The 24,816-nt window shown below is 71.3% G+C and carries 20 protein-coding genes; 13 read left to right on the plus strand and 7 right to left on the minus strand.

Annotation, left to right across the window (positions count from 1 at the left end; translation table 11 throughout):
- Window positions 1-244 precede the first annotated feature (244 nt).
- Entirely contained in the window at window positions 245-1,039 is a 795-nt protein-coding gene (locus KCH87_RS06615; protein ID WP_210584908.1) for an RNA polymerase sigma factor SigF, read from the plus strand.
- Here the strand turns inward: KCH87_RS06615 and KCH87_RS06620 are convergent, their stop codons facing one another.
- Window positions 1,040-2,161 carry a PAS domain-containing protein gene (locus KCH87_RS06620; protein WP_210584909.1) on the minus strand — a complete coding sequence of 374 codons (1,122 nt, stop codon included), beginning with the start codon at window positions 2,159-2,161 and terminating at the stop codon, window positions 1,040-1,042.
- A gap of 127 nt (window positions 2,162-2,288) precedes the next feature.
- Between KCH87_RS06620 and KCH87_RS06625 the strand changes: the two genes are divergently transcribed.
- The 4 genes from KCH87_RS06625 to KCH87_RS06645 all read left to right on the plus strand — a co-directional run bounded on the left by KCH87_RS06625 (window position 2,289) and on the right by KCH87_RS06645 (window position 6,496).
- A complete protein-coding gene (locus tag KCH87_RS06625) occupies window positions 2,289-3,005 on the plus strand; it encodes an ANTAR domain-containing response regulator (RefSeq protein ID WP_210584910.1) in 717 nt (238 codons plus the stop codon).
- A gap of 322 nt (window positions 3,006-3,327) precedes the next feature.
- Entirely contained in the window at window positions 3,328-4,035 is a 708-nt protein-coding gene (locus KCH87_RS06635; RefSeq protein ID WP_210584911.1) for a hypothetical protein, read from the plus strand.
- A gap of 137 nt (window positions 4,036-4,172) precedes the next feature.
- Complete coding sequence (locus KCH87_RS06640; protein ID WP_210584912.1) at window positions 4,173-5,420, plus strand: aminotransferase class I/II-fold pyridoxal phosphate-dependent enzyme; 1,248 nt, start codon at window positions 4,173-4,175, stop codon at window positions 5,418-5,420.
- On the plus strand, window positions 5,417-6,496 hold the full coding sequence (locus KCH87_RS06645) for an MBL fold metallo-hydrolase (protein WP_210584913.1): 1,080 nt from the start codon (window positions 5,417-5,419) through the stop codon (window positions 6,494-6,496). The genes KCH87_RS06640 and KCH87_RS06645 overlap by 4 nt, the downstream gene beginning before the upstream one ends.
- 56 nt (window positions 6,497-6,552) lie before the next feature.
- On the opposite strand, the gene KCH87_RS06650 is transcribed toward KCH87_RS06645, so the two are convergent.
- A complete protein-coding gene (locus tag KCH87_RS06650) occupies window positions 6,553-7,173 on the minus strand; it encodes a DedA family protein (RefSeq protein ID WP_210584914.1) in 621 nt (206 codons plus the stop codon).
- Window positions 7,170-7,943, minus strand: coding sequence for an MBL fold metallo-hydrolase (locus tag KCH87_RS06655; RefSeq protein WP_210584915.1), 774 nt, complete (start codon window positions 7,941-7,943; stop codon window positions 7,170-7,172). The genes KCH87_RS06650 and KCH87_RS06655 overlap by 4 nt, the downstream gene beginning before the upstream one ends.
- An 85-nt stretch (window positions 7,944-8,028) precedes the next feature.
- Between KCH87_RS06655 and KCH87_RS06660 the strand changes: the two genes are divergently transcribed.
- The 8 genes from KCH87_RS06660 (at window position 8,029) to dnaK (ending at window position 18,327) form a co-directional block, all read left to right on the plus strand.
- Entirely contained in the window at window positions 8,029-8,430 is a 402-nt protein-coding gene (locus KCH87_RS06660) for a hypothetical protein (protein ID WP_210584916.1), read from the plus strand.
- Between the two features lie 157 nt (window positions 8,431-8,587).
- Complete coding sequence (locus KCH87_RS06665; protein WP_210584917.1) at window positions 8,588-10,675, plus strand: phage holin family protein; 2,088 nt, start codon at window positions 8,588-8,590, stop codon at window positions 10,673-10,675.
- 81 nt (window positions 10,676-10,756) lie between these two features.
- A complete protein-coding gene (locus tag KCH87_RS06670) occupies window positions 10,757-11,818 on the plus strand; it encodes an ATP-binding protein (protein WP_210584918.1) in 1,062 nt (353 codons plus the stop codon).
- Window positions 11,815-13,617: a hypothetical protein gene (locus tag KCH87_RS06675; protein WP_210584919.1), complete on the plus strand. Its 1,803-nt coding sequence runs from the start codon at window positions 11,815-11,817 to the stop codon at window positions 13,615-13,617. Before KCH87_RS06670 ends, KCH87_RS06675 begins: the two co-directional genes overlap by 4 nt.
- Before the next feature lie 65 nt (window positions 13,618-13,682).
- Window positions 13,683-14,111, plus strand: coding sequence for an OsmC family protein (locus KCH87_RS06680; RefSeq protein ID WP_210584920.1), 429 nt, complete (start codon window positions 13,683-13,685; stop codon window positions 14,109-14,111).
- A 122-nt stretch (window positions 14,112-14,233) separates the two neighbouring features.
- The gene (locus KCH87_RS06685; RefSeq protein WP_210584921.1) at window positions 14,234-15,610 is read left to right on the plus strand and encodes a hypothetical protein; all 1,377 of its coding nucleotides are present in this window, start codon (window positions 14,234-14,236) and stop codon (window positions 15,608-15,610) included.
- A gap of 6 nt (window positions 15,611-15,616) precedes the next feature.
- Window positions 15,617-16,366 carry a glycerophosphodiester phosphodiesterase family protein gene (locus KCH87_RS06690; protein WP_210584922.1) on the plus strand — a complete coding sequence of 250 codons (750 nt, stop codon included), beginning with the start codon at window positions 15,617-15,619 and terminating at the stop codon, window positions 16,364-16,366.
- 98 nt (window positions 16,367-16,464) lie between these two features.
- On the plus strand, window positions 16,465-18,327 hold the full coding sequence (dnaK, locus tag KCH87_RS06695) for a molecular chaperone DnaK (RefSeq protein ID WP_210584923.1): 1,863 nt from the start codon (window positions 16,465-16,467) through the stop codon (window positions 18,325-18,327).
- Window positions 18,328-18,431: 104 nt separating this feature from the next.
- Here dnaK and narI read toward each other — a convergent pair whose 3' ends face one another.
- Genes narI through KCH87_RS06715 form a run of 4 tightly spaced genes read right to left on the minus strand, consistent with a single transcriptional unit; the run spans window position 18,432 to window position 24,800 of the window.
- The gene (narI, locus tag KCH87_RS06700) at window positions 18,432-19,154 is read right to left on the minus strand and encodes a respiratory nitrate reductase subunit gamma (protein ID WP_210584924.1); all 723 of its coding nucleotides are present in this window, start codon (window positions 19,152-19,154) and stop codon (window positions 18,432-18,434) included.
- Window positions 19,151-19,645, minus strand: a complete 495-nt coding sequence (gene narJ, locus KCH87_RS06705; protein WP_210584925.1) for a nitrate reductase molybdenum cofactor assembly chaperone — start codon at window positions 19,643-19,645, stop codon at window positions 19,151-19,153. The genes narI and narJ overlap by 4 nt, the downstream gene beginning before the upstream one ends.
- A complete protein-coding gene (gene narH, locus KCH87_RS06710; RefSeq protein WP_210584926.1) occupies window positions 19,645-21,243 on the minus strand; it encodes a nitrate reductase subunit beta in 1,599 nt (532 codons plus the stop codon). Before narH ends, narJ begins: the two co-directional genes overlap by 1 nt.
- Window positions 21,243-24,800, minus strand: a complete 3,558-nt coding sequence (locus KCH87_RS06715; protein WP_210584927.1) for a nitrate reductase subunit alpha — start codon at window positions 24,798-24,800, stop codon at window positions 21,243-21,245. Before KCH87_RS06715 ends, narH begins: the two co-directional genes overlap by 1 nt.
- Between the last annotated feature and the right edge of the window lie 16 nt (window positions 24,801-24,816).

Below are 24,816 nucleotides of genomic sequence, written 5' to 3' on the forward strand. Positions count from 1 at the left end.
TCTCCCGCCCCGGCAGCAACTCCCGACGCCGGTGACCAGCCGTTTGTCCTCCGGGCGGTCGGCTCACATCGCGAGGAGTGTTTGTGGCAGGGGGAGCAGGGCAGGCGAATTGGCAGTGCTTCGGACAGGAGGCACGTCCGTGGGAGCGACGCTTTCGCCGCCACGGCCGCGTCTGTCCGACTGCGGCCGCACTCCCACGGTGACCGTCCAACCAGAGCACCGACCAAGGGAGTTGCGGCGCATCATGCCCACTCAAGTGAGCGCGAAGCACCACCCGCACGACGACGCCCCCGACACCACGGAAGACTTCCGCAAGCTCGCCACGCTTCCGCCGGGCCCGCAGTACGACACGATCCGCGAACGGGTCGTCGAGGCCTGGCTGCCCATGGCCGACCGGCTCGCCGGGCGCTTCCGCAGCCGCGGCGAGAGCCTCGACGACCTGCGGCAGGTCGCGGCACTCGGCCTGGTCAAGGCCGTCGACCGGTACGACCCCGCACGCGGCAACGCCTTCGAGAGCTACGCCGTACCGACCATCACCGGGGAGATCAAGCGGCACTTCCGCGACCACATGTGGACGCTGCACGTGCCGCGCCGGGTCCAGGATCTGCGCAACCGTGTCCGGTTCGCCTGCCAGGACCTGTCGCAGACCGCGGCCGGCCAGCGGCCCACCGTGGCCGCGATCGCCGAGCACGCGAACATGAGCGAGGAAGACGTCCTGGTCGGCCTCGAAGCTCTGGAGAGCTTCACGGCCCTCTCCCTGGACGCCGAACTCCCCGGCAGCGAGGACGGCTACTCCCTGGGTGACGCCCTCGGCTCGTCCGACCCGGCGCTGGACACGGTCGTGGACCGCGAGGCGGTACGGCATCGGCTGGCCGCGCTGCCGGAGCGTGAACGCGCCATTCTCTACATGCGGTTCTTCGGCGACATGACGCAGAGCCGTATCGCTGAGCACCTCGGTATCTCCCAGATGCATGTCTCACGGCTGATCAGCCGTTGCTGCACCAGGGTGCGCGACCAGGTGCTCCAGGACGCGGCCTAGTCAGTCGCCCTTCCCGAGGGCCAGGGCCAGGTGCCTCGACATCGTGTCCATCACCTGCGCCTCGGCCATCGAGAACGCCAGCCGGGCTCCGCAGCGCAGCAGAGTGAGGACGCCGCGCCCGGTGCCGTCGCTCGTCAGAGGCACGCACAGCAGTGACGTGACGTTCGCCTGTACGAGGACCGGCGCCCCGGACGCGTGACGGCCGAGGGCGTCCGGGTCCTCGGGGCGCACCTGAAGCGCCGGGGCACCGCCCCGTGCCGCCTCGACGACGAGAGGGGAATCGGCCGGATCCAGTGCCGTCAGCGCGGCCGATTCCTTCTCCGAGGGGCCGAACACGGCCGTACGGGACAGCCGGGCGGAGCCCGCGTCGGCGATCACCCAGTCGGCGAACCGTCCGTGCAGCACGCGCGCCGCGTGCTGAAGGACCTCTCCGGGCGGGGCCGTGAGCAGCGCGGTGGTCATCGCGTCCAGCAGGTCCATCAGGGCCGCGTGCCGGGTGGCCTCGGTGAGGTCCGGGACATGGCTGCCCGTGGCGCTGTGGTCCGGTGCCGGGTCCGCGGGCACACCGAGCCCGCCGGGCTGCAACAGGACGAGCACCGTGGTGCGCGGCTCACCGCTCGGCCGTACGGCGGTCAGCGTCACGTGCACCGGCTCGTCCGGGCGGCGCTGGAGGTGGACGGTGAGGCTGCGGTCGCCCTCGCCGCGCGCCACGGCCGCGGCCTGGGAGCGGAACGCCGCCCGGTCGGCGTGGGCGAGGAACCCCGTGAGCGGCCGGCCTGTCGCGTATCCGGACCGGACGGCCGTGAAGGCGGTCGCCGCGAAGTTCAGCCGGCGCACCACCGTCTCCCGGTCCACCAGCGCGACCGGCAGCGGGAGACGCTGGAACACCGTGCGCAGCAGCTGCTGTTCCTGGCGGTCGGCGGGGGCCGGGCGGGTCCTGCCGTCCGTGGAGAGCCTCTCGTACCACGGCCACAACTGGTCGGCCACATGGTCGAGTTCGAAGATGGCCGCGTCCAGTACGGTGGGCAGGTCGCCGGCCGACACGGACCGTGCCGACTTCAACTCCGCGACGCGGCGCACGAAATCCGCGAGCTCTTCACCGAACTCTTCCATCTGCGCCATGCGACGAACCTAGCGTGCGGTACGGCGTCCGGGGTCCGGCGGGCTCCATCGAGCAGCTCGATCCGTCTTCTCCCGCTGTTTCCCGGCCAGTTGACCGGGAAGCTGACGGGGAGAGGAGGAACTCATCATGCCGGACACCCAGGACTCCGGTCGCTGGGGCGTGGAGTCCCCCGAATCCACGCTCCCCGGCCGGCGGCTGTCGGAACTGGTCGAGCAGGCCGCCCGCTGTACCACCGACTGCTGCGGAGCGAGCAGCACGGTCGGCGAGGACAGCCCCGAACGCCCCGCGGCGGTCACCCATCCCGACCTCGCCGCGCTCGTCGCGGTGCAGATGCGTTCGGGCGACGGCCCCATCCCGGCCGCTCTGGAACGCGGGGAGCCCGTCGACTCGACGGACCTGCTGAGCGAGGAGCGGTGGCCGCAGTACCGCGCCATGGCGCTGGACTCGGGGGTGCGATCGAGTGTCACCATCCCCTTCCGCCGCTCCGGGCTCACGGTGACCCTCAGCCTGTACAGCTTCCGGCCGGGCGCCCTGGAGGACGCCCCGCACGGGCCGGCCCGGGCACTCGGCGACCTGGCCGCGACCTGCCTGGTCCGCGACCGCTCCTACCGCGCCGCGCTCAGGGAACTCGACCAACTCGGCACCGCGCTGCGCACCCGCCCCGTCGTCGACCAGGCGTGCGGCATCGTCATGCACGTACTGGGCTGCGACGCGGAGGCCGCCTTCGGAATTCTGCGCCGCATCTCCCAGAGCACCCATCGCAAGCTCGGTGACGTGGCGGCCGGGGTCGTCGACCGGCGTGGACGAGGGCTGGAGGAGGATCTGGCGGCGCTGCTGAACTGAGCCGGGGCCACGGGCCGCGCGAGGATCCGGCGACGGCCGGACGCCGCCGGGATCCCGGACTGCGCCGCGAGGAGTTCGCCCAGCCGGCCGGGCTGTCGGTCGACTACGTCCTGCGCGTGGAGCAGGGACGTGCGCAGCACCCCTCGGCTCCGCGCACGGCGACGATCTGTCCGGTGGCGGGCAAACCCCGCGTCACCCGCTCGGCCGAGTCCGTCCCGCGAATGGTGCCCGGCCGCGCGCGCCGTCCTGCTGTGCGGGCTGTGATGGCTGCGGGGGCACGACCATCGCGCCCCCGCAGCCGTCGGCCGAAGGAGTCCACGCCATGCGCCGCACCGTCCGTGCCCTGTCCGTCGCCGCCCTGGCCGGTGTCCTCCCGGTCGTCGCCGCCGCGGCCGCCTTCGCGGATCCGGCCGCGGAGGTCAGCCCAGGACAGGTCTCTCCGGGCCGCAGCATCACCGTGTCGGTCTCCTGCGACCCCCTCGGCGGTCCCGCACCCGCCGCCCTGGACGCCGCATCGGAGGCCTTCGAGGAAGGCACCGTCCCGCTGCGCCGGGTCGCCGGCAACGAGGGCGGCGTGTCCGGGCCCGCCTACTCCGGCACCGCCCGTATCGCTCCGGCCGAGGACCTGGAGGGCGACGGGGGTGTCGGCCCGGACACCGCGTGGACGGTCGACGGCACCTGCCCGGCCGCTCCCGGCGGGCAGGGCAAGCCATGGAGCGCCACGTTCACCGTGCCTCGCAGCGGCAGCAGCGGCCCGTGCGCCGATCCGCTCGACCTGACGTGCGCCACGAGCAAGCCCTGTCCCGAGCCGACCGCCACCTCCTGTGCCACCGGCAAGCCCTGTCCCGAGCCGCAGGACACCTCCTGCGGCGGTGCGGTGATCGAGCACGGTGTCCATGCCGGCGAAGGCGGCGCCTTCAACGACTCCGTGCCCGCCCTGGTGGCCGGCGGTCTGCTGATCGCGGGCGCGTTCGGCGGTGCCGTGTACCGGCTGCGACGCAAGGCGTCGGCGCCCGGCGAGGACGGCTGACCGGAATCACCTCCACCGTGTGACCGGCACAACCCGAGCGATCCCCAATGGCTCACCGGCACCCTGGGTACGGACAGCCCAGGGACCCGCACCGGACGACGGGCGACCCAGCGACACCGAACCGGACCGGAGGGACCATGCCGCGGACGGACCCGGAAAGTCACGGCACCGTCCGCTACGGGCCGCCGATCCCGGACGACGGGCTGCCGGTGCTGCCCGAACTCTCCGACGTGCTCGCCGAAGCCGCGACCCGCGCCGTGAGCGAGCCGATCGGCGGCGGCCCGGCGCTCCTGGACGCCGCGTGCGGCTACTGGGAGCGGCGAGGCCTTGCCGTCGGGCCCGAACGGGCCGTCGCCGCGCCGGGCGCGCCCGCGCTGCTGCTGGCGCTGACCTACGCCATCGGCGGCGACGTCCTGGTACCCCGGCCGTGCGCGGCCTGGTGGGCGCCGTACGCACGGTTGTTGGGCAGACCCGTCTTCCATGTGGCGACACCCGCCGAGTGCGGCGGGGTCCCGGATCCGTACGCCCTTCTGGAGACCGTGCGCCGGGTCCGTGCCGAGGGCGGTGATCCGCGGCTGCTGGTGCTGTCCGTCGCCGACGACCCCACGGCCACCGTCGCACCGCCCGAGGTACTCCACGCGACCCTCGAAGCCGCCGAGGGCGAGGGGCTGCATCTGGTCAGTGACGAGACCTGGCGCGACACCCTGCACGCCCCGCACGGCACCGTGCTGCTCAGCCCCGCCGAGATGCTGCCCGACCGGGTCACCGTCGTCACCGACCTGGCCGGTGCGCTGCTGCCGCCCGGCTGGCCCGCCGCCGTCGCCCGCTTCCCGGCCGGCGAGACGGGCGACGGCCTCCACGCGCGCGTGCTCGACGTGCTCACCGCGCTCGGCGCCCGCGTCGCCGGACCGGTCGCCGCCACGGCCGCGTACGCGCTGACCGAGCCCGAGCCGGTGACCCTGCGGCTGTCCGCCGCCGTACGCCTGCACGCACGCGTGGCCGCCGCAGCGCACGCCGCCGTCGTCTCGGCGGGCACCCTCGCCCGCCCGCCGCAGGCCGGCCGCCATCTCTACGTCGACCTCGGCCCGTTGCGCGCCGCGCTCACCGCGCACGGGGTCGGCGACGCCCAGGAACTGGAGGACTTCCTCGCCGCCCGGCTCGGGATGCCCGCGCCGGGCGGCCACCGTTTCGGCGACGACCTGGGGGCGCCGCGCGTACGGCTGTCCACCGGGCCGCTGCTCGGCGGAACGGACACCGAGCGCGCGGAATGCCTCAGTTCACCCTCGCCGTTGGAACTGCCACACGTGCACCGTGCGTTGATCCACTTGAAGTCGGTCTTCGACGATCTCCGCGACGACGCTCAGCGATGGGAGCCTCCTCGATGACACAGCAGTCCGAGTCGCCCACCACGAGTTCGCCCACCACGAGTTCGCCCACCCGGGAAGCCGACGCACCGGCGGCGCCGTCACCCTTCGCGCCCCCGTTCCCGCCCCTCGCGGAACCCCGCCCGCTGGGCGAACGCCGGGTGTGGCCCCGGACGTTCCACGACCGGCTGACCGCCCCGCTGCCCGGCCTCAAGTCCGTCGCCCGCTTCGCCCGCGAAGGCGCCGTCCGACCGGGCAAGGAGGGCCTCGCCGACATCCCGCACCTGCCCTTCGAGCCCGCCCCGCTGCCCCGCGTCGACGCACGCACGGTCGCCGTCTCCTGGGCGGGGCACGCCAGTTGGGTCGTCCGGATCGGCGGACTCACCGTCCTCACCGACCCGGTCTGGTCCCGCCGCATCCTCGGCACCCCGGCCCGTATCACCCCGGTCGGCATCGACTGGGAGTCGCTTCCGCGCGTCGACGCGGTCGTCATCAGCCACAACCACTACGACCACTTGGACGCCCCCACCCTGAGCCGCCTTCCGCGCGACACCCCGGTGTTCGCGCCCGCCGGTCTCGCCCGCTGGTTCCACCGCCGCCGCTTCACCTGCGTCACCGAGCTGGACTGGTGGGAGGCGGCCGAACTACAGGGCGTACGCCTCGACTTCGTTCCGGCCCACCACTGGTCCAAACGCACCCTCACCGACACCTGCCGCAGCCTCTGGGGCGGCTGGGTGCTGACCGCCCCCGACGGCCGGCGCGTCTACTTCGCCGGCGACACGGGCTACGGCCACTGGTTCTCCCGAATCGGCCGCCGCTACCCCGGCATCGACCTCGCCCTGCTCCCCATCGGCGCCTACGACCCCCGCTGGTGGCTCAGCGACGTCCACTGCGACCCGGAGGAGGCGGTACGGGCAGCCCAGGATCTCGGGGCGCGACGCATGGCCCCCATGCACTGGGGCACGTTCGTGCTGTCGGCGGAGCCGGTACTGGAGCCGCTGACGCGGGTGCGGGTGGCGTGGGAAGAGGCGGGACGGGACCGCGACGACTTGTGGGACCTGCCGATCGGAGCCTCACGGGTACTGCAACGCCCTTAAGGGGCGCGGGGAACTGCGCGACAAGCCCCCACACACCCGCACCCCGCAACGAAACCTCACCCGGCAGCCCGAACCCGCTTCCACACACTCGGCGCCACACTGATGACGACAGTCAACCCAACCGCCGCCACCACCCCCTGCCAAGGCTCCTTGAACAGCGACCCCCCAAGGATCCCGATCAACTGATACGTCACCGCCCAGGCCAGACAGGCCGGAAAGTTCCCCCGCGCAAACCTCCGCATCGGCCACTTCGCCAGAAGACAGGCCAGCATCACCGGGATGCGGCCCGCCGGCATCAGCCGGGACAGCACCAGCACCGCCACCCCATGCTCGGCCAGCCGCTCCTGCGCCGACGCCAGCCGCTCCTCCGGCGCACGCGACCGAATCGCCTCCAGCCACCGCGACCCGTTCTTCGACCCCATTCCCCGCCGCCCCAGCCAGTACAGGGCGATGTCCCCGAGAAACGCGGCCAGGGACGCCGTGACAAAGACCAGCGCCAGCGCGAACGGCGCCGTCTGATGGAACGCCACCACCGCCGCCGAACTCACCAGCGCCCCCGTGGGCACCACCGGCACCAGCGCCCCGAGCAGCACCAGCAGAAACAGCGACGGGTAGCCGATCGCCTGCTGCGTCGACTCCTGTTGCGTGGTCGTCGCGACAACCGCGAGCCACGTCACCGCGCCACCTCCGGGCGCACGCTCTCCCCGTGCCCGAGCAGATGCACCGCCACCTCGGGCGCGACCCCGGAGGCCAGTCGCACGAACTCCTCGCCCGGCGCGTGGAATTCGTGCGGGCGTACGGCATCCATCCCGATCGGCCAGTACGTGCCGTAGTGCACCGGCACCGCGCTGCGCGGCGCCAGCCGGGCCAGCGCCTGAGCGGCCCGGCTCGCGTCCAGATGGCCCTCGCCGAGATACGGCCCCCAGCCGCCGACCGGCAGCAGCGCCACGTCGACCGGCCCGACCTCCTCGGCCATCGAGTCGAACAGTCCCGTGTCCCCGGCGAAGTACGTGCGCGCCTCGCCCTCGACGACATAGCCGAGCGCGGGGGAGCGATGCGGTCCGACCGGCAGCCGCCGTCCGTCGTGCCACGCGGGCACGGCCCGTATGACCAGGCCCCCGATCACAGTCTCGTCGCCGGGCTCCACTTCGCGGACCTGGAGATGGCCGAGCCGGCGCAGCCCCGGCACCGCCCGGGGTGCGCCCCGGGGCACGAGCAGGCGGGTGCCCGGGGCGAGCGTGGCGAGGGAGGGAACGTGCAGGTGGTCGGCGTGCAGATGGGAGACGAGCACCACGTCCGCGTGCCGGGCCCGGGACGGCGGCACGGCGCCTCGCCGACGGCGCAGATGCGCGAGCCGGCGCGCGAACAGGGGATCGGTGAGCACGCGTACGTCCGAGTCCGCGACCGTGCAGGTGGCGTGACCCCACCAGGTGATCTCCACCGGCACCTCTTTGCCTCCTTCGCGCGACTCCCCCGAAGCCTACGACCAGGAGTAGTGTCAGCGCCTGAAACCCGGAGGTGAGGGGGACGCCATGGGACCGGTACGTGTCACGACCATCGCGAGTCTGACGCCCCTGGAAGAGCTGGACGAGGACCCCTTCCTGGTGGACTCCCGCAGCCAGCACGCCATGTGCGCCCGCTGGGCCGCGGAGCGGGGCTACACCGTGAGCCGGGAGCTGCTGGTCCGCGGACTGCGGCCCGACCACTGCGTGCTCTGGGACGGTGTCCGGCCCGGCGTCGACCTCTTCGTCGCCCCCAGCCGCCGGGTGCTGGAGAGCGCCCTGTCCTCCGCCGACGAGTTCACCGCCGAGTGCGCCCGGCGCGGGGTGCGAGTGGAGACGGTGGGGGTCGCGGAACCCGCGTACGACTCCCAGATGAAGGCCCGAGTCCACCGCCGCCTGTCAATGCCGACGGCAGGCTACGACGGCCGCTGAGCGCCCCTGGCGATGTCAGCCACGGATCAACAGCGCCGATAAGGGGCGCGGGGAACTGCGCGACCAGCCACGACGGACCTGCACACGGCCGACGACCCGAAACCCGATGTGCCACGCTGGAAGCGACCCGCATCGACGACGGGCCAGGACGTGAGGTGTGCAGGTCGTGGGTGGTGGGCGTTGGCGGCGGGTCGTCAGTCAGGCTGGGCGCAGTGTCGCGGTGTGGGCCGTCTCCACGGTCACCATGCTCGTGCTGGCCGGCATCCTGCCGGACTTCCAGCTGCGGTCCGCGGACGGTGACAGCGCCACCGACATCACGGTGACCGCCGCGTTCGGGGCGGGCGCCTTCGGTGTGCTGTCGGCCGTGGTGTGGCCGCTCCTCGTGCGGCTCCTGCTGCTGGTGCCCGCGCTGGTCCTCGGGCTGCTGGTGTTCTTCCTCAACGGCGCGCTGCTGCTGCTGGCGCTGCGCCTCAACCCCACCGAGCGCGGCGCCGTCGCCTGGGAGACCGCGGTCGTGGTCGCCGCCGTGATGTCCGCCGTCGCCTCCGCCACCGGCGGTGCCCTGGCCGTCCGCGACGACGACGCCTACCGGCGCCGGCTGTACCGCCTCTCCGACCGCCGTCGCGGCTCCGGGTCGCCCTGCCCCGCCGTCCCCGGCACCGTCTTCCTGCAACTCGACGGCGTCGGCCACGACGTACTGCTCGACGCGGTCGGCAAGGGCCTGATGCCGACCGTCGCCCGCTGGCTCGGCACCGGAGACAGAGCCCGGCCCACCCACCGGCTCACCGCCTGGCGCACCGACTGGTCCAGCCAGACCGGCGCCAGCCAGCTGGGCATCCTGCACGGCAGCAACCACGACGTCCCGGCCTTCCGCTGGTACGAGAAGGACCGCCGGGAGGTGATGGTCAGCAACCGCCCGACCAGCGCCGCCGAACTCCAGCGCCGTGCCGTCGAGCGCACCGGCGACGCCGGACTGCTCTCCGTCGACGGCGCCAGCCGCGGCAACCTGTTCAGCGGCGGCGCCGACGAACAGGCCCTCGTGCTGTCCATAGCCATCAAGCGGCGAGGCCGGGAGAACCGTTCCCGGGCGGGCTATTTCGCGTATTTCTCCGACCCGGCGAACGCCGTGCGCACCGCCCTGTCCTTCGTCGCCGAGGTCGGCCGTGAGATCGTCCAGTCCAGCCGGGCCCGTTTCTGCAAGGTCCGCCCGCGTGTCAAACGCGGCGGCCTCTACCCCTTCATTCGTGCCTTCGCGACCGTCGTCGAACGGGACGTCGTGGTCGCCGCCGTCATGGGCGACATGCTCGCCGGGCGCACCGCCGTCTACGCGGACCTCGTGGCGTACGACGAAGTGGCGCACCACTCCGGGCCGATGAGCCGCGACGCCGGGAAGGTCCTCGAACGCCTCGACCGGGCGCTCGCGCTGATCGAGAAGGTCGCCGAGCACGCTCCACGGCAGTACCGGATCGTCGTGCTCTCGGACCACGGGCAGAGCCCCGGCGAGACCTTCCGGGCCCGCTACGGCCTTTCCCTCGGCGATCTGGTGCGGGCCGGCTGCGGGCTGCCCGTGCCGCGCAAGGCCCGGCGCACGCACAGCGGCGCCGAGGCCCGCGCGGCCGTACGGGCAGCGCTGCGCCGGCCGGTCGAGGAGGGCGACGAGCAGTACCGCCCGTCGCGCCGCCGCTCCGAGCCGCTCGTGCTGGCCTCGGGGAACCTCGCCCTGGTCTCCTTCCCGGACGTGCCGCACCGGATGAGCAAGGAGGAGATCGACGCCCGCCACCCCGCCCTGCTGACCACGCTCGCCAACCACCCCGGCATCGGCTTCCTGCTCGTCCGCAGCGAGCAGCACGACGGCGTCGTCCTCGGCCCGTACGGCACGGAGATCCCGCTGGACCGACTCGACGAGGACCCGGGCCCCCTCAAGGACTTCGGCCCCGGAGCCGCCGACGCCGTCCGGCGCACGCACTCCTTCCCGCACACCGCCGACATCATGGTCAACTCCTGGTACGACCCGGCCGACGGCGAAGTCCTCGCCTTCGAGGAGCAGATCGGCTCGCACGGCGGCCTCGGCGGCGCCCAGACGAAGCCCTTCCTGCTGTCGCCCGTCGCCCTGTCCGCCCCGGTCGACGACACACAGGAACTCGCCGGCGCCGAGCACATCCACCGCGTCCTGCGCCGCTGGCTGCGCGAGTCGGACGGGCCGCAGGTGCCGCTGGACGCGGAGCCGGAGGAGCGGGCCGCCTGAAAACCGGGTGCGTCAAAACGGTCGTACGCACACACTGTTCTCAGTCGAACCTGCTCGAACAGACTTGAGGAGCCCCCTGCTTTGCAGGCTGCCGTCACCGTCACTCCCGCCCGTATACCCGAGCTGCTGCTCGGCCTCGCGACCGTCCGCCCGGTCTTCCTCTGGGGCGCCCCCGGCATCGGAAAGTCCTCCCTGGTAAGGGAGTTCGCCGAGTCCCTGGGTCTTGAGTGCGTCAGCCTGCTGGGGACCCAGCTCGCCCCCGAGGACCTCATCGGCGTGCCGCAGATCCGCGACGGGCGGTCCGTGTTCTGCCCGCCGGAGGCGATCGCCCGCGACGAGCCCTACTGCCTGTTCCTGGACGAGCTGAACGCGGCCACTCCGGATGTGCAGAAGGCGTTCTACTCGCTGATCCTGGACCGCCGTATCGGCAACTACGACCTTCCGGACGGCTCGATCGTCATCGGCGCCGGAAACCGGGCGACGGACAACGCCCTCGCCCGGCCCATCGCCTCCGCGCTGGTCAACCGTCTCGCCCACGTCCATCTGGAGGCGTCCACGAAGGACTGGCTGGTCTGGGCCGCGGGCAACGGCATCCACCCCTGGATCCTGGACCACGTCACCGACCGCCCCGATCACCTGTGGTCCAAGCCGCCCAAGACCGAGGAGCCGTTCTCCACGCCCCGCTCCTGGCACATGCTCTCCGACGCCCTGCACTCCTTCGGCCACGGCCTCGACGAGGAGACGCTGAAGGTGATCGCGCACGGCACGCTGACGCCCGCCCACGCCACCGCGTTCTGCGGCTATGTCAAGATCGTGCGCAGCCAGTACGGCATCGAGGCGATCATCAAGGGCGACGCCCGCTGGCCGCACCGGATGGAGGACCGCGACCTGCTCTACTACCTCGCCGAGTCCTTCCGCGGCCGCCTCGTCAAGGAGCTGCCGGCCAGCAAGGAGCACCTCTCGGCGAACGGGCAGCAGATGGCGTACCGCGCCAAGTCGCTGCTCGTGCAGCTCGCCGAGATCTCGGTGGAGGTCGCGCAGAGCGTCATCGCCCCCGACACCGACGGCAACCCCCTGCTGCCCGCCTGGTTCCTGGTCGAGTCGGCCCGCGACATGCCCCGCCTGGTGGAGGCGCGGCAGTGAGCCGCACCCGCGGTCCCAAGCAGGCCAAGAAGGACCTCGCGGCCGAGGCGTTCGCGGAGGGCATGCGGCTGGTGCGGGCCAACCGGGCGCTGGCCGCGGTCGGGTTCAGTTCCTGCCGCAAGGAGGACTGCCCCCTGTCGCCCGCCTCCGGGCTCGTCCGCGTCGACTCCGACGGCGTCCTGCACGTCCACCCCACCCGCCGCGCCGACCCCGCCGACTGGGCCTGGGCGGTGGCCCACGGCATCATCCACCTCGGCTTCGGCCACGTCCCGGCGAAGGAGGGCCGCCGTACCCAGCCCGACCGGTACGAGCTCGCCGCCCGCTGCGCCGTCGTCAACCGCTTCCTGCTCGGCTTCTCCATCGGCCGCACCCCCGACGCCCTGCCGCCCAGCTACCCCGACGGCGACGAGGAGCAGCTCGCCGCCCGCTGGCGCCGCGACGGCATCCCGGGCCCGTACGAGCACTGCGGCACGGCCGGCGGCGAGCCGGACCAGCTCCTGGTGCCGTGGGACACCTGGATGGGCGGCACCCCGAAGAACTGGCAGCTGGACTTCGCGCACGCCCTCACCCGCACCGTGGCCACCGCCATGGACGTGGCCGGCGGCCGCCGCCACTCGATGCGCGGCGGACCCACCCGGCTCCAGCCCTGGGAGCGGGCCCTGAGCTGGTTCGTCTCCTCCTACCCGCTGCTCGGCGGGATCGCGGCCGGCATCACCCTGGTCGCCGACGCCGAACTCGCCCGCGCCCACGGCATCTCCGTCGCCGCCGTCGACGTGGGGGCGGCCGAGATCTACGTCAATCCGCTGCGCGAACTCGACGACGAGGAATGGCGGTTCGTCCTCGCCCACGAGATGCTGCACGCCGCCCTGCGCCACGGCGACCGCTGCGGCCCCCGCGACCCGTATCTGTTCAACGTCGCCTGCGACTACGTCATCAACGGCTGGCTGAACGAGATGCAGGTCGGCACCATGCCCGACGGGCTGCTCTTCGACCCCGATCTGGGGGACCTCTCCGCCGAGGAGGTCTACGACCGTATCGCCGTCGACCTGCGCCGGATGCGCCGCCTGTCGACCCTGCGCGGCAAGGGCCTCGGCGACATCCTCGGCGGACCGCTCGGCAGCCCGCGCGACTACGTCGACCTGGACGAGTTCTACCGCCGTGGCCTGTGCCAGGGCCTCGATCTGCACCAGGGGCAGGAGCGCGGATACCTGCCCGGCGGCCTGGTCGAGGAGATCCGCGCGCTGAGCCATCCGCCGCTGCCCTGGGACGCCCGACTGGCCCGCTGGTTCGACGAGTTCGTACCCCGTCCGGAGCCGGCACGGTCGTACGCCCGTCCCTCGCGCCGCCAGTCCTCCACCCCCGACATCCCGCGTGCGGGCCGCTACTTCCCGCCCGAGGAGATCGCCCGCTGCACCTTCGGCGTCGTCCTCGACACCTCCGGCTCCATGGACCGCACCCTGCTCGGCAAGGCGCTGGGTGCGATCGCCTCGTACGCCGAGGCGCGCGACGTACCGGCCGCACGCGTCGTCTTCTGCGACGCGGCCCCGCACGACGCCGGCTTCGTACCGGTCACCGAGATCGCCGGACGGGTGCGGGTGCACGGCCGCGGAGGTACGGTCCTCCAGCCCGGCATCGACCTGCTGCACCGGGCGGACGACTTCCCGCCGGGCGCCCCCGTCCTGGTGATCACGGACGGCTGGTGCGACACGCTCCGGGTGCGGCGCGAGCACGCCTATCTGATTCCCCAGGGCGCCCGACTGCCGTTCACCGCACGTGGTCCGGTGTTCCGCGTGCAGTGAGTCGGAATGTGATCGGATGGGGGCCAGGGAACCCCGCAACGGGACCACACGTGAAAGGAACAACCGTGGCAACCACGCGCTCCGCACACACCGTCTGGGAAGGCAACCTGCTCGAGGGCAATGGGGTCGTCACCTTCGACTCCTCCGGTGCCATCGACGAGCAGCCGGTCACGTGGGCATCGCGCGCCCAGGACGCGAACGGCAAGACCAGCCCCGAGGAGCTGATCGCCGCCGCCCACTCCAGCTGCTTCTCCATGGCCTTCTCCAACATGCTCGCCAAGGCCGGTACCCCGCCCACCAAGCTCGTCACCTCGGCCGACGTGAACTTCCAGCCGGGTGAGGGCATCACCGGCATCCACCTCACGGTCGAGGGCACGGTTCCGGGCATCGACAACGACACGTTCGTCGCCATCGCGGAGGAGGCCAAGGTCGGCTGCCCCGTCAGCCAGGCCCTCACCGGCACGACCATCACGCTGTCGGCGAAGCTCGCCTGAAGCGGTCCGCCTCGTCCCGACGTCGCGCAGGCCCACCCCGGCGGGGGTGGGCCTGCGCGACGCTCGGTTCACGGCCCCGGGCCGGGGTATGTAGATGATGCTGAGATGTCGGAAGGACTTCGATGTTGCCGGGAACGTCCAGCAATGGAACGGCGCTTGACTCCGCCACTCGGGAACTGACCCGCATCATCCTGTTATTCAGCCTCGCCGGACGGGTGCGGCCGGACAACGCCGATCTGGGTGGTCTCGTCGACCGGCTCGACTTCGGCCGTTTCACCCCGCATCTGACGACCAGCGAGGCGGTGCTGCCCGTACCCGTGCTGGCCGACACCGTGACGCCGGCCGACCTGGGGCTGCCGCACGGGGACCACGGCCTGTCCCTCGCGTCCGTGGGGATCCTCGTCGTCGCCACCCCGCGCGGCGACGCGACACTCGTCGTGGACTGCGGTTTCCAGGGCGAGACAGAGGCCGGGGCGGTCGCCGCCTGGCTCGCCGCGACCTGCTTCGACCGCGCACAGCTCACGCTCCGCTCACGCCCCCTGCTGGAGGTGCTGAGCGAACGGCTCGACCTGCCCGAGCCGCTGGACTTCGGCCAGAACGTGCACCAACTCGTGTTCCCCGGCGGCCAGTTGCTCCAGAAACTGCTCGACGCGGAGCCCGGCCGGGACCTGCTGCTCAACGAGATCATCTACCGCGGCAAGCTGCCCCGGCACCCCGGAGCACCCCTCGACGTCAGCGTCCCGCCCAACCTCAGCAACCACGGCGTGACCCTGTCCGCGCACGGCCGCGGTGTCTCCGTGCAGGCGGGCTGGGCCCCGCACGTGGAGAACGGCCTGACCCTGGTCGCCGTCGGCATGATCTCCGCCCTGGCCGTCCTCCAGCGCACCAGGCTCGCCGCCTTCGACATGATGCGGCGCAACGAACAGGCGCTCACGGACTCGCCGTCCGAGGTACGCACCCTCATCTCCCGGCTGTCGACGGGCGTGAACGAACTCCAACTCGACCTGGCCTTCGGCGTGGAGGCGTACGTCGACAGCCTGCTGATCCCGGAGATGCTGATGGAGGGCTTCCAGTCCTCGCTGCGGGACACCCTCGGCATCCGCGACAGCCTCGACAACTCCGCGCGCATGGTCGAGCGCCTCACCTCCGTGATCAACGCCCGCTCCGCCGCCCTGGACGCCGCGATCGCGGAGCGTGACGAACACCGCGACCGCACCGTCTCCGCCCTGGTCGCGGTGGCCACGCTGATCGCCCTGCCGCCCACCCTGCTGCTGGCCTTCTTCGGCGTGAACGCGACGAACGTGGACGACCACCACTCCATCCTCGACCTACAGGAGTACGGCCTGGCGTACGCGCTGGCCTGGATTCCCTTCGTCGTCCTGGCCGTGATCGGATACATCCTGCTCAGGCGGGTCAGCGGACGCTCCGGCTCGCTGCTCGACCCGTCCGACGACGAATCGGTTACGGTGCCCGCACCGCGTTCTTCATCCGGGAGTTGACTGCCCATGTCACGACGACCCGCCGTATCGGCACACAAGGGAGGGTCCGAGCAGGCTGCCGCCGCCACCTGGGAGGCCTACGAGGACGCGATCGCCTCGGGTGCCGAGTACGTCGAGTTCGACGTCCGGCGTACGGCGGACGGCGTCTTCGTCGTCTACCACGACCCCCGGGTCGACCACACCGGCCCGCTGCTCGCCCGGATCACCCACGCCGAGCTGAGCGAGCGCGCCGGATACGCCGTGCCGGTCGTGGACGACGTCATGGCCCTGATCGCCGGGAAGCTGATCGGGCATCTCGACCTGAAGGAAGTGGGCGACGAGCGCGAGCTGATCGACCGGGCGGTCGCCCTGCTCGGCGAGGACGGCTTCGTCGCCACGACCCTGGAGGACCGCTCCGTCGCCGCCATCTCGCAGGCCTTTCCCGGCGTGCGCACGGCCCTGTCCCTGGGCCGCAACCGCAAGGAGACCGGGTGGGCCCGGCTGCCGGTGACCCGGCTCGGCGAGCTGTTCCCGATGCGCCGGGTGCGCGCCTGCGGCGCGAGCGGGGTCGCCGTGCACCAGCGGCTCGCCCGCGCCAACGTACTGCGCGAGGCCGCCCGGCACGGCCTGTTCACCATGGTGTGGACGGTCAACGACGACGAGCTCCTCCAGACCTTCCTCGACGACCCCCGCGTGGACGTGCTGATCACCGACCGGCCCCGGCGCGCGGTGGCGCTCCGCGGAGAACCACGAGAGCCTGAGCGCACGCTCAGCTAGGCAGACTCCGTCACCCGCTGGGTACCCGTCCCATTGACAAGAGCGCACTCAAGTTTTGTGCTGGAGTGCGTGAGCGGCCCTGGCGGAAGGGGACAGCGATGGCACGTGCGGTCGGAATCGATCTCGGGACCACAAACTCGGTGGTGGCCGTCCTGGAGGGCGGCGAACCCACTGTTGTTGCCAATGCGGAGGGCGCGCGGACCACACCGTCGGTGGTGGCCTTCGCGAAGAACGGCGAGGTGCTCGTCGGTGAGGTGGCCAAACGGCAGGCCGTGACCAACGTGGAGCGCACCGCCCGCTCGGTGAAGCGGCACATGGGCGAGGGGGACTGGCGCTTCCCGGACCAGGGCGACATCGACGGCACCCGCTACCGGGCGCAGGAGCTGTCCGCACGCGTCCTCCAGAAGCTGAAGCGGGATGCCGAGTCCTACCTCGGCGAGGACGTCAGCGACGCGGTGATCACCGTGCCGGCGTACTTCGACGACGCCCAGCGGCAGGCCACCAAGGAGGCCGGGGAGATCGCGGGCCTGAAGGTGCTGCGGATCATCAACGAGCCGACGGCCGCCGCGCTCGCCTACGGCCTCGACCGGGGCGAGGAGCAGACCGTGCTCGTCTTCGACCTCGGCGGCGGCACCTTCGACGTGTCGCTGCTGGAGATCGGCGACGGCGTCATCGAGGTCAAGGCCACCAACGGGGACACGCACCTGGGCGGCGACGACTGGGACCAGCGGATCGTCGAGTACCTCGTCAAGAAGTTCAAGGGGCAGTACGGCATCGACCTCGGCAACGACAAGATGGCCGTGCAGCGGCTGCGCGAGGGCGCCGAGAAGGCCAAGATCGAGCTGTCGTCGTCCTCCGAGACCACGATCAACCTCCCCTACATCACCGCTTCCGCCGAGGGCCCGCTCCACCTCGACGAGAAGCTCACCCGCGCCCAGTTCCAGGAGCTGACCGCCGACCTCCTCGACCGCTGCAAGACCCCCTTCCACCAGGCGGTCAAGGACGCCGGCATCAAGCTCTCCGTGGTCGACCACGTGATCCTCGTCGGCGGTTCCACCCGGATGCCCGCGGTGACCGAGCTGGTCAAGGAGCTCACCGGCAAGGATCCGCACAAGGGCGTCAACCCGGACGAGGTCGTGGCGGTCGGCGCCGTCCTCCAGGCCGGTGTCATCCGCGGCGACGTCAAGGACGTCCTGCTGCTCGACGTCACCCCGCTGTCCCTGGGCATCGAGACCAAGGGCGGCATCATGACCAAGCTCATCGAGCGCAACACCACGATTCCGACCCGGCGTTCGGAGATCTTCACCACCGCCACCGACAACCAGCCCTCGGTCGGCATCCAGGTCTACCAGGGCGAACGCGAGATCGCCGCCTACAACAAGAAGCTCGGCGTCTTCGACCTCACCGGACTGCCGCCCGCCCCGCGCGGGGTCCCGCAGATCGAGGTCGCGTTCGACATCGACGCCAACGGCATCATGCACGTCTCCGCCAAGGACCTCGCCACCGGCCGCGAACAGAAGATGACCGTCACCGGCGGCTCGGCCCTCCCCAAGGACGACATCGACCGCATGATGCGGGAGGCCGAGCAGTACGCGGAGGAGGACCGGGGGCGCCGGGAGGCCGCCGAAACCCGCAACCAGGCCGAGCAACTCGTCTACCAGACCGAGAAGTTCATCCGGGAGAACGAGGACAAGGTGCCCTCCGAGACCAAATCGGAGGTCGAGTCCGCGATCACCGAACTCAAGGAGCTCCTGGAGCGCAACGCCGAGACCAACGAACTGCGCACCGGCGTCGAGAAACTCGCCACCGTCAGCCAGAAGATGGGCCAGGCCATGTACGCCCAGGCCCAGCAGACCCCGGCGGAGGGCACCGAGCAGCACACCGAACCGCAGGAGGAGGAAGGCGTGGTGGACGCGGAGATCGTCGACGAGGAGAGGGACCAGAAGGGCGGCGCGGCGTGAGCGCTCCGCTGGTTGTGCGGTTCGTTTGCCGCGGGCCGGTGGGGGCTGGTCGCGCAGTTCCCCGCGCCCCTTCGGGGCGCTGCCGAACCGAACCGCCGTAAGCCTCAGGACCCCGCCCGCTCCCAGCCCCGCCGCTCCGGGCGTGGTCCGAGCTGATTCAGATCACGGCTGCGGTAGACGACGTACGGCCGGAACAGGTACTGCACCGGCGCGCTGAACATATGCACCAGACGGCTGTACGGGACGAACGCGATCAGGATCATGCCGATCACCGCGTGGATCTCGTACAGCACGGGCACGCCCGCCATCCGTTCGGTGTCCGGCTGGAGGGTGAACAGGCTGCGGGCCCAAGGGGCAATGGACTCACGGTAGTTGTAGCCGTCGCCGGTGGAATGGGTGAGCTTGGCGACCATGCCCAGCGCGATCGCGGCGAGCAGGACGACGTACATGAGCTTGTCGTTGACCGTCGTCGCGCGGAAGACCGGCGCGTGGGTGCGGCGGCGGTGGATCAGAAGCGCGATCCCGGCGACCGTGAGGATGCCGGCCGCGGTGCCGCCGTACAGGGAGAACAGGTGGTACGTGTGCTCGCTGACACCGATCGAGCCGGTCCACGACATCGGGATGAACAGGCCGACGACATGGCCGGCGAGGACGAACAGGATGCCGTAGTGGAAGGCCGGGGAGGCGATGTTCAGCAGCTTCGACTCGTAGATCTGCGAGGAGCGCGTGGTCCAGCCGAACTTGTCGTAGCGGTGGCGCCAGACGAGGCCGGCGACGAGGAGGACGAAGGCGACGTACGGCAGGACGCCCCAGAGGAGGACGGTCATGAGCGTGCTCCGGTGCGGGCGGGCGGCAGGGTCGCGCACACGGCGTCCAGGACGCACGCGTACGGGGTGCCGAAGTCGGTGAGGCGGGAACGGAGTTGTTCCAGGGTGGCACGGTGCTCGGTGAGCAGGTCGGTGTTGCCGGTGCGGGACGCGAACTCCAGGACCGCGGGCAGGAAGTCGGGCAGCTCCTCGCCGGTGAACTCCAGGCCGTGGGCACGGTAGACGTCCTTGAAGCGGACCAGGGACATGCCCCTGCGCCGGGTGTCCCCGTCGCGCCACCAGCTCAGATACAGGCTGTGGCGGTTCTTGAAGTCGAAGACCTGGACGTAGTGCGCGGCCAGGACCTGCGGGTCGGTCAGCGCGGCGTGGTCGGTGAACTCCCGCAATTGCGGGGCGGCTTCGCGCAGCAGCGGCAGCCGGGCGCGGAACTCGTCGTCGGGGTAGGTGAGACAGAGCGCGGCCGCCTGGTAGAGCATCTCGAATCCGGGCATCAGGTATCTCCCTCCTTGTCCGAGGTCTGCCGATGGCGCAGCGCGTGGAAGTTCTCCACCGACACCAGCGGCAGATGGGTACGTCCCCCCGAGTCCTGGCCGAACGGCCCTTCGCCGCCCATGCCCGGCCCGCCGTCGTGGTCGAGGCTGCACTCGTCCGGGAGCGCGGACTCCTCCAGCCGCCGGGCGTCCCCGACGGCGGCGGTCGGGATCACGTACCGGTCCTCGTACTTGGCGATGGCCAGCAGCCGGTACATCTCCTCGATCTCGTCGGGCCGCATGCCGACGGCGGCGACGACCGACGGATCCGGCTTCTCGCCGAGGTTGATGGCCCGCATGTGGGAGCGCATCGCGGCGAGCTTCTCCAACGACGCCCGGACCGGGGCGACATCGCCCGCCGTGAAGAGCTCCGCCAGGTACTCCAGCGGAATGCGCAGGGTGTCGATCGCCCCGAAGAGGTTCCGTGCGTCCTCGCCGTCGTGCCCCGTCTCCGTCAGCGCGTCGACCACCGGCGACAGCGGCGGGATGTACCAGACCATCGGCATGGTGCGGTACTCCGGATGCAGCGGGAGCGCCACCCTGTACTTGCTGATCAGCGCATGTACGGGGGAGCGGCGGGCCGCCTCCATCCAGTCGTACGGGATCCCCGCCTCGTCGCAGGCGCGCCGCACCCCGGGATCCTCGGGGTCGAGGAAGACGCCCAACTGGGCCGCGTACAGGTCGTGTTCGTCCGGCACGGAAGCCGCTGCCGTCACTTTGTCGGCGTCGTACAGCACCACCCCGAGATAGCGCAGCCGCCCCACGCACGTCTCCGAGCAGACCGTCGGCAGACCCACCTCCAGGCGCGGATAGCACAGCGTGCACTTCTCGGCCTTGCCGGTGCGGTGGTTGAAGTAGACCTTCTTGTACGGGCATCCGGTCACGCACATCCGCCAGCCCCGGCAGCGGTCCTGGTCGACCAGGACGATGCCGTCCTCCGCCCGCTTGTACATCGCGCCGGAGGGACAGGAGGCCACACAGGACGGGTTGAGGCAGTGCTCGCAGATGCGCGGCAGATAGAACATGAAGGTCTGCTCGAACTCGAACCTCACCTTGTCGGCGGCCTTTCTGCGGGTCCGCTCGACCATCGGGTCGAGGTCGCCGTGGGCCGGGGCGCCGGCGAGGTTGTCGTCCCAGTTCGACGACCACTCGATCTTCATCGGTTTGCCGTCGAGCTGCGAAACGGGCTGGGCCACCGGGTAGTCGTCGCCGAGCGGGGCGTCGGTGAGGTTCTTGTAGTCGTAGGTCCAGGGCTCGTAGTAGTCCTTGATCTCCGGGAGTTTCGGGTTGGAGAAGATGCCCGCGAGCTTCTTGAAGCGGCCGCCCGCCTTCAGCTTCAGTGCGCCGCGCCGGTTCAGGTCCCAGCCGCCCTGCCAATGCTCCTGGTCCTCGTAGCGGCGCGGATAGCCCTGGCCGGGCCGGGTCTCGACGTTGTTGAACCAGACGTACTCCATGCCCTGGCGGTTGGTCCACGCCTGTTTGCAGGTCACCGAGCAGGTGTGGCAGCCGATGCACTTGTCGAGGTTCATCACCATGGCGATCTGGGCCATCGGACGCATCAGTACTCGACCTCCTGGCTGCGGCGCCGGAGCACCGTCACCTCGTCGCGCTGGTTGCCCGTGGGGCCCAGGTAGTTGAAGGCCCAGGAGAGCTGGGCGTAGCCGCCGACCAGGTGGGACGGCTTGAGGATCAGACGGGTGAGGGAGTTGTGGATGCCGCCGCGCTGCCGGGTCGTCTCCGTCTTCGGCACGCCCACCGTGCGCTCCTGCGCGTGATGCATGTAGACGGTGCCGTGCGGGATGCGGTGCGAGACGACGGCGCGGGCGACGACCACGCCGTTGCGGTTGACCGCCTCGATCCAGTCGTCGTCCTTGACACCGATCGCGTCCGCGTCCTGCGGGGCAATCCAGATGTTCTGGCCGCCGCGGGACAGCGCCAGCATGAACAGGTTGTCCTGGTACTCGGAGTGGATGGACCACTTGTTGTGCGGGGTGAGGTAACGGACCGTCACCTCCCGTTGGCCGTCCGGGCCGAGGCGGGGTTCACCGAAGAGCCGGTTCATGTCCAGGGGCGGCCGGTACACCGGGAGCGCCTCGCCGAGCTCGTGGATCCAGTCGTGGTCGAGGAAGAAGTGCTGGCGCCCGGTGAGGGTGTGCCAGGGCTTGAGATGCTCGGTGTTCAGCGTGAACGCCGTGTAGCGGCGCCCGCCGGACTCGCTGCCCGACCACTCCGGTGAGGTGATCACCGGCACGGGCGCGGCCTGCGTGTCCGCGTACGTGACGCGCTTGCCCTCGTGCTCGGCGGCCAGGTGGGCCATCTCCTGCCCGGTGCGCTCCTGAAGGGTGCGGAAACCCTGGGTGGCGAGGCGCCCGTTGGTGGTGCCGGACAGGGCGAGGATCGTGTTCGCGGCTTTCACCGCCGTATCGAGGGACGGGCGGCCGTCGTACGCGGTGCCGTTCAACTGCCGGAGATCCTCGACCTCTTCGTCGGGCTTGAGAGTGATTCCCTTGGCAGGCAGGCCGAGTTGCTCCACGAGTGGACCGAGAGCGGTGAACTTCCTGCCGATCGCCGTGTAGTCACGCTCCACGACGGTGAGGTTCGGCATGGTCCTGCCGGGCACGGGGTCGCACTCCCCGCGCTTCCAGTCCCGGACCATCCCGCCCGGCTGGGCGATCTCGCCGGGTGTGTCGTGCTGGAGCGGCGACGCGACCAGGTCCTTGCGCACCCCGAGGTGGTCGACGGCCAGTTGGCTCAGCCTCTCGGCCAGCGCCTTGAACGTGTCGAAGTCGGTGCGCGCCTGCCACGGCGGGTCCACGGCCGGGGTGAAGGAGTGGACGTAAGGATGCATGTCCGTGCTGGACAGGTCGTGCTTCTCGTACCGGGTCGCGGCGGGCAGCACGACGTCCGACAGCAGCGTCGACGAGGTCTGCCGGAAGTCCAGCGACAGCAGAAGGTCGAGCTTGCCCTCCGGCGCCTCGTCCCGCCAGGTCACGTCCCGCGGACGCTCGCCCGGCTCGGCCTCCTGCGCCCTGAGCGAGGACTGCGTGCCCAGCAGATGCCTGGTGAAGTACTCGGCGCCCTTCGCCGACGAGCCCAGCAGATTGGCCCGCCAGAGCGTCAGTACGCGCGGCCAGTTCTCCGGCGCGTCCGGGTCCTCGCAGGCGAACTTCAAGGTCCCGGCGCGGAGTTCGGCCACCACCCGCGACACCGGATCGCCGAACGCCCCGCCCAGCTCCAGCGGATTGCGGTCGAAGGTCGGATACGACGGCATCCACCCCGAACGCGCCGACAGGGCAAGACAGTCCGCGCTCGTCATCCCCGCGAACCGGCCCTCACCCAGCGGCGAGGCGAGCACGTCGGCCGTGAACCGGTCGTAGCGCCACTGGTCGGTGTTCAGGAACCAGTACGCCGTACCGATCATCTGGCGCGGCGGCCGTGACCAGTCGGAGGCGGCGGCGAGCGTGGCCCAGCCGGTCACCGGGCGGCACTTCTCCTGCCCCACGTAGTGGGCCCAGCCGCCGCCGTTGCGGCCCTGGCAGCCGGTGAGCTGGAGCAGGGCGAGGAAGGCGCGGTAGATCGTCTCGGAGTGGAACCAGTGGTTCGTCCCCGCGCCCATCAGAATCATGCAGCGGCCCTTCGACCGCTCGGCGGTCCGCGCGAACTCCCTGGCGATCTTCACGCACTTGGCCGCCGGTACGGAGGTGTGCGCCTCCTGCCAGGCGGGCGTGCCGGGTGAGCCGGCGTCCTGGTAGGAGGCGGGCCAGCGGCCGGGCAGGCCGTGCCGGAAGACGCCGTACTGGGCGAGCAGGAGGTCGAAGACCGTGGTGACCAGCGGGCCGTTCGCGCCGCCCAGCCGGGTCGCCGGAACACCTCGGCGTACGACGTCCCCCCGCCCCTGCCCGTGCTCGCCGCCCTCGGTGTCGAAGCGCGGGAGCAGCACCGGCACGCCTCCCGCGGCCTCATGGCCGTACAGGCTCAACTGCGGCTCGATCGGACCCAGTTCGAGGTTCCAGCGGCCCTTGCCGGACTCGGTCCAGCGGAAGCCGAGCGAGCCGTTCGGGACGACGGCCCGGCCGCTCGCCGCGTCCAGTACGACCGTCTTCCAGTCCGCGCCCTCACCCTCCTGACGCAGGTCCGAGGCGCGCAGGAACTTCCCCGGAACGTACGCGCCGTCCCGCTCGGTCAGGGTCACCAGGAAGGGCAGATCGGTGAACTTCCGTACGTAGTCCGCGAAGAACGGAGTCTCACGGTCGACGAAGAACTCCTTGAGGATCACATGGCCCATCCCGAGGGCGAGGGCGCCGTCCGTGCCCGGGTGAGGGTGCAGCCACTCGTCCGCGAACTTCGCGTTGTCCGCATAGTCGGGGGCGACGACCACGACCTTCTGGCCGCGGTAGCGGGCCTCCGCCATCCAGTGCGCGTCCGGTGTGCGGGTCACGGGGACGTTCGAGCCCCACATCATCAAGTACGCGGCGTCCCACCAGTCGCCCGACTCCGGTACGTCGGTCTGGTCGCCGAAGACCTGCGGCGAGGCCACCGGAAGGTCCGCGTACCAGTCGTAGAACGACAGCATCGGGGCGCCGATCAGCGAATGGAAGCGGGCGCCCGCCGCGTGCGACACCATCGACATCGCGGGGATCGGGGAGAAACCGGCGATGCGGTCCGGACCGTACGTCTTGATGGTGTGGACATGCGCGGCGGCGACGATCTCGACCGCCTCGTCCCAGGTGGCACGGACCAGGCCGCCCTTGCCGCGGGCCTGCTGGTAGCGGCGTCGGCGCCCCGGGTCGCCCTGGATGTCCGCCCAGGCCAGGACCGGGTCACCGAGGCGGGCGAGCGCCTCGCGGTACATCTTCAGCAGGACGCCGCGGATGTACGGGTAGCGCACGCGCGTGGGGGAGTACGTGTACCAGGAGAAGGCGGCGCCGCGGGGGCAGCCGCGGGAGTTCACCACCTTGTCGTGGCTCCAGCGGTCCCGGTAGAAGGCGTCCGCTTCCCGGCCGCCGGTCAGAGTGATGCTGTGCAGGTCGGGGGAGGGCGTGCCGGACCGGAAGAACCTCCCGGTGCGCAGCAGGAACGCGGCCGGCTCGCTGGGCGGTACCTGGGTGTCGGTCACCTACGCTCCCTTGCTT

Origin of the sequence: Streptomyces sp. GESEQ-35 (assembly GCF_017948485.1) — a bacterium.
Classification (GTDB): Bacteria; Actinomycetota; Actinomycetes; order Streptomycetales; family Streptomycetaceae; genus Streptomyces.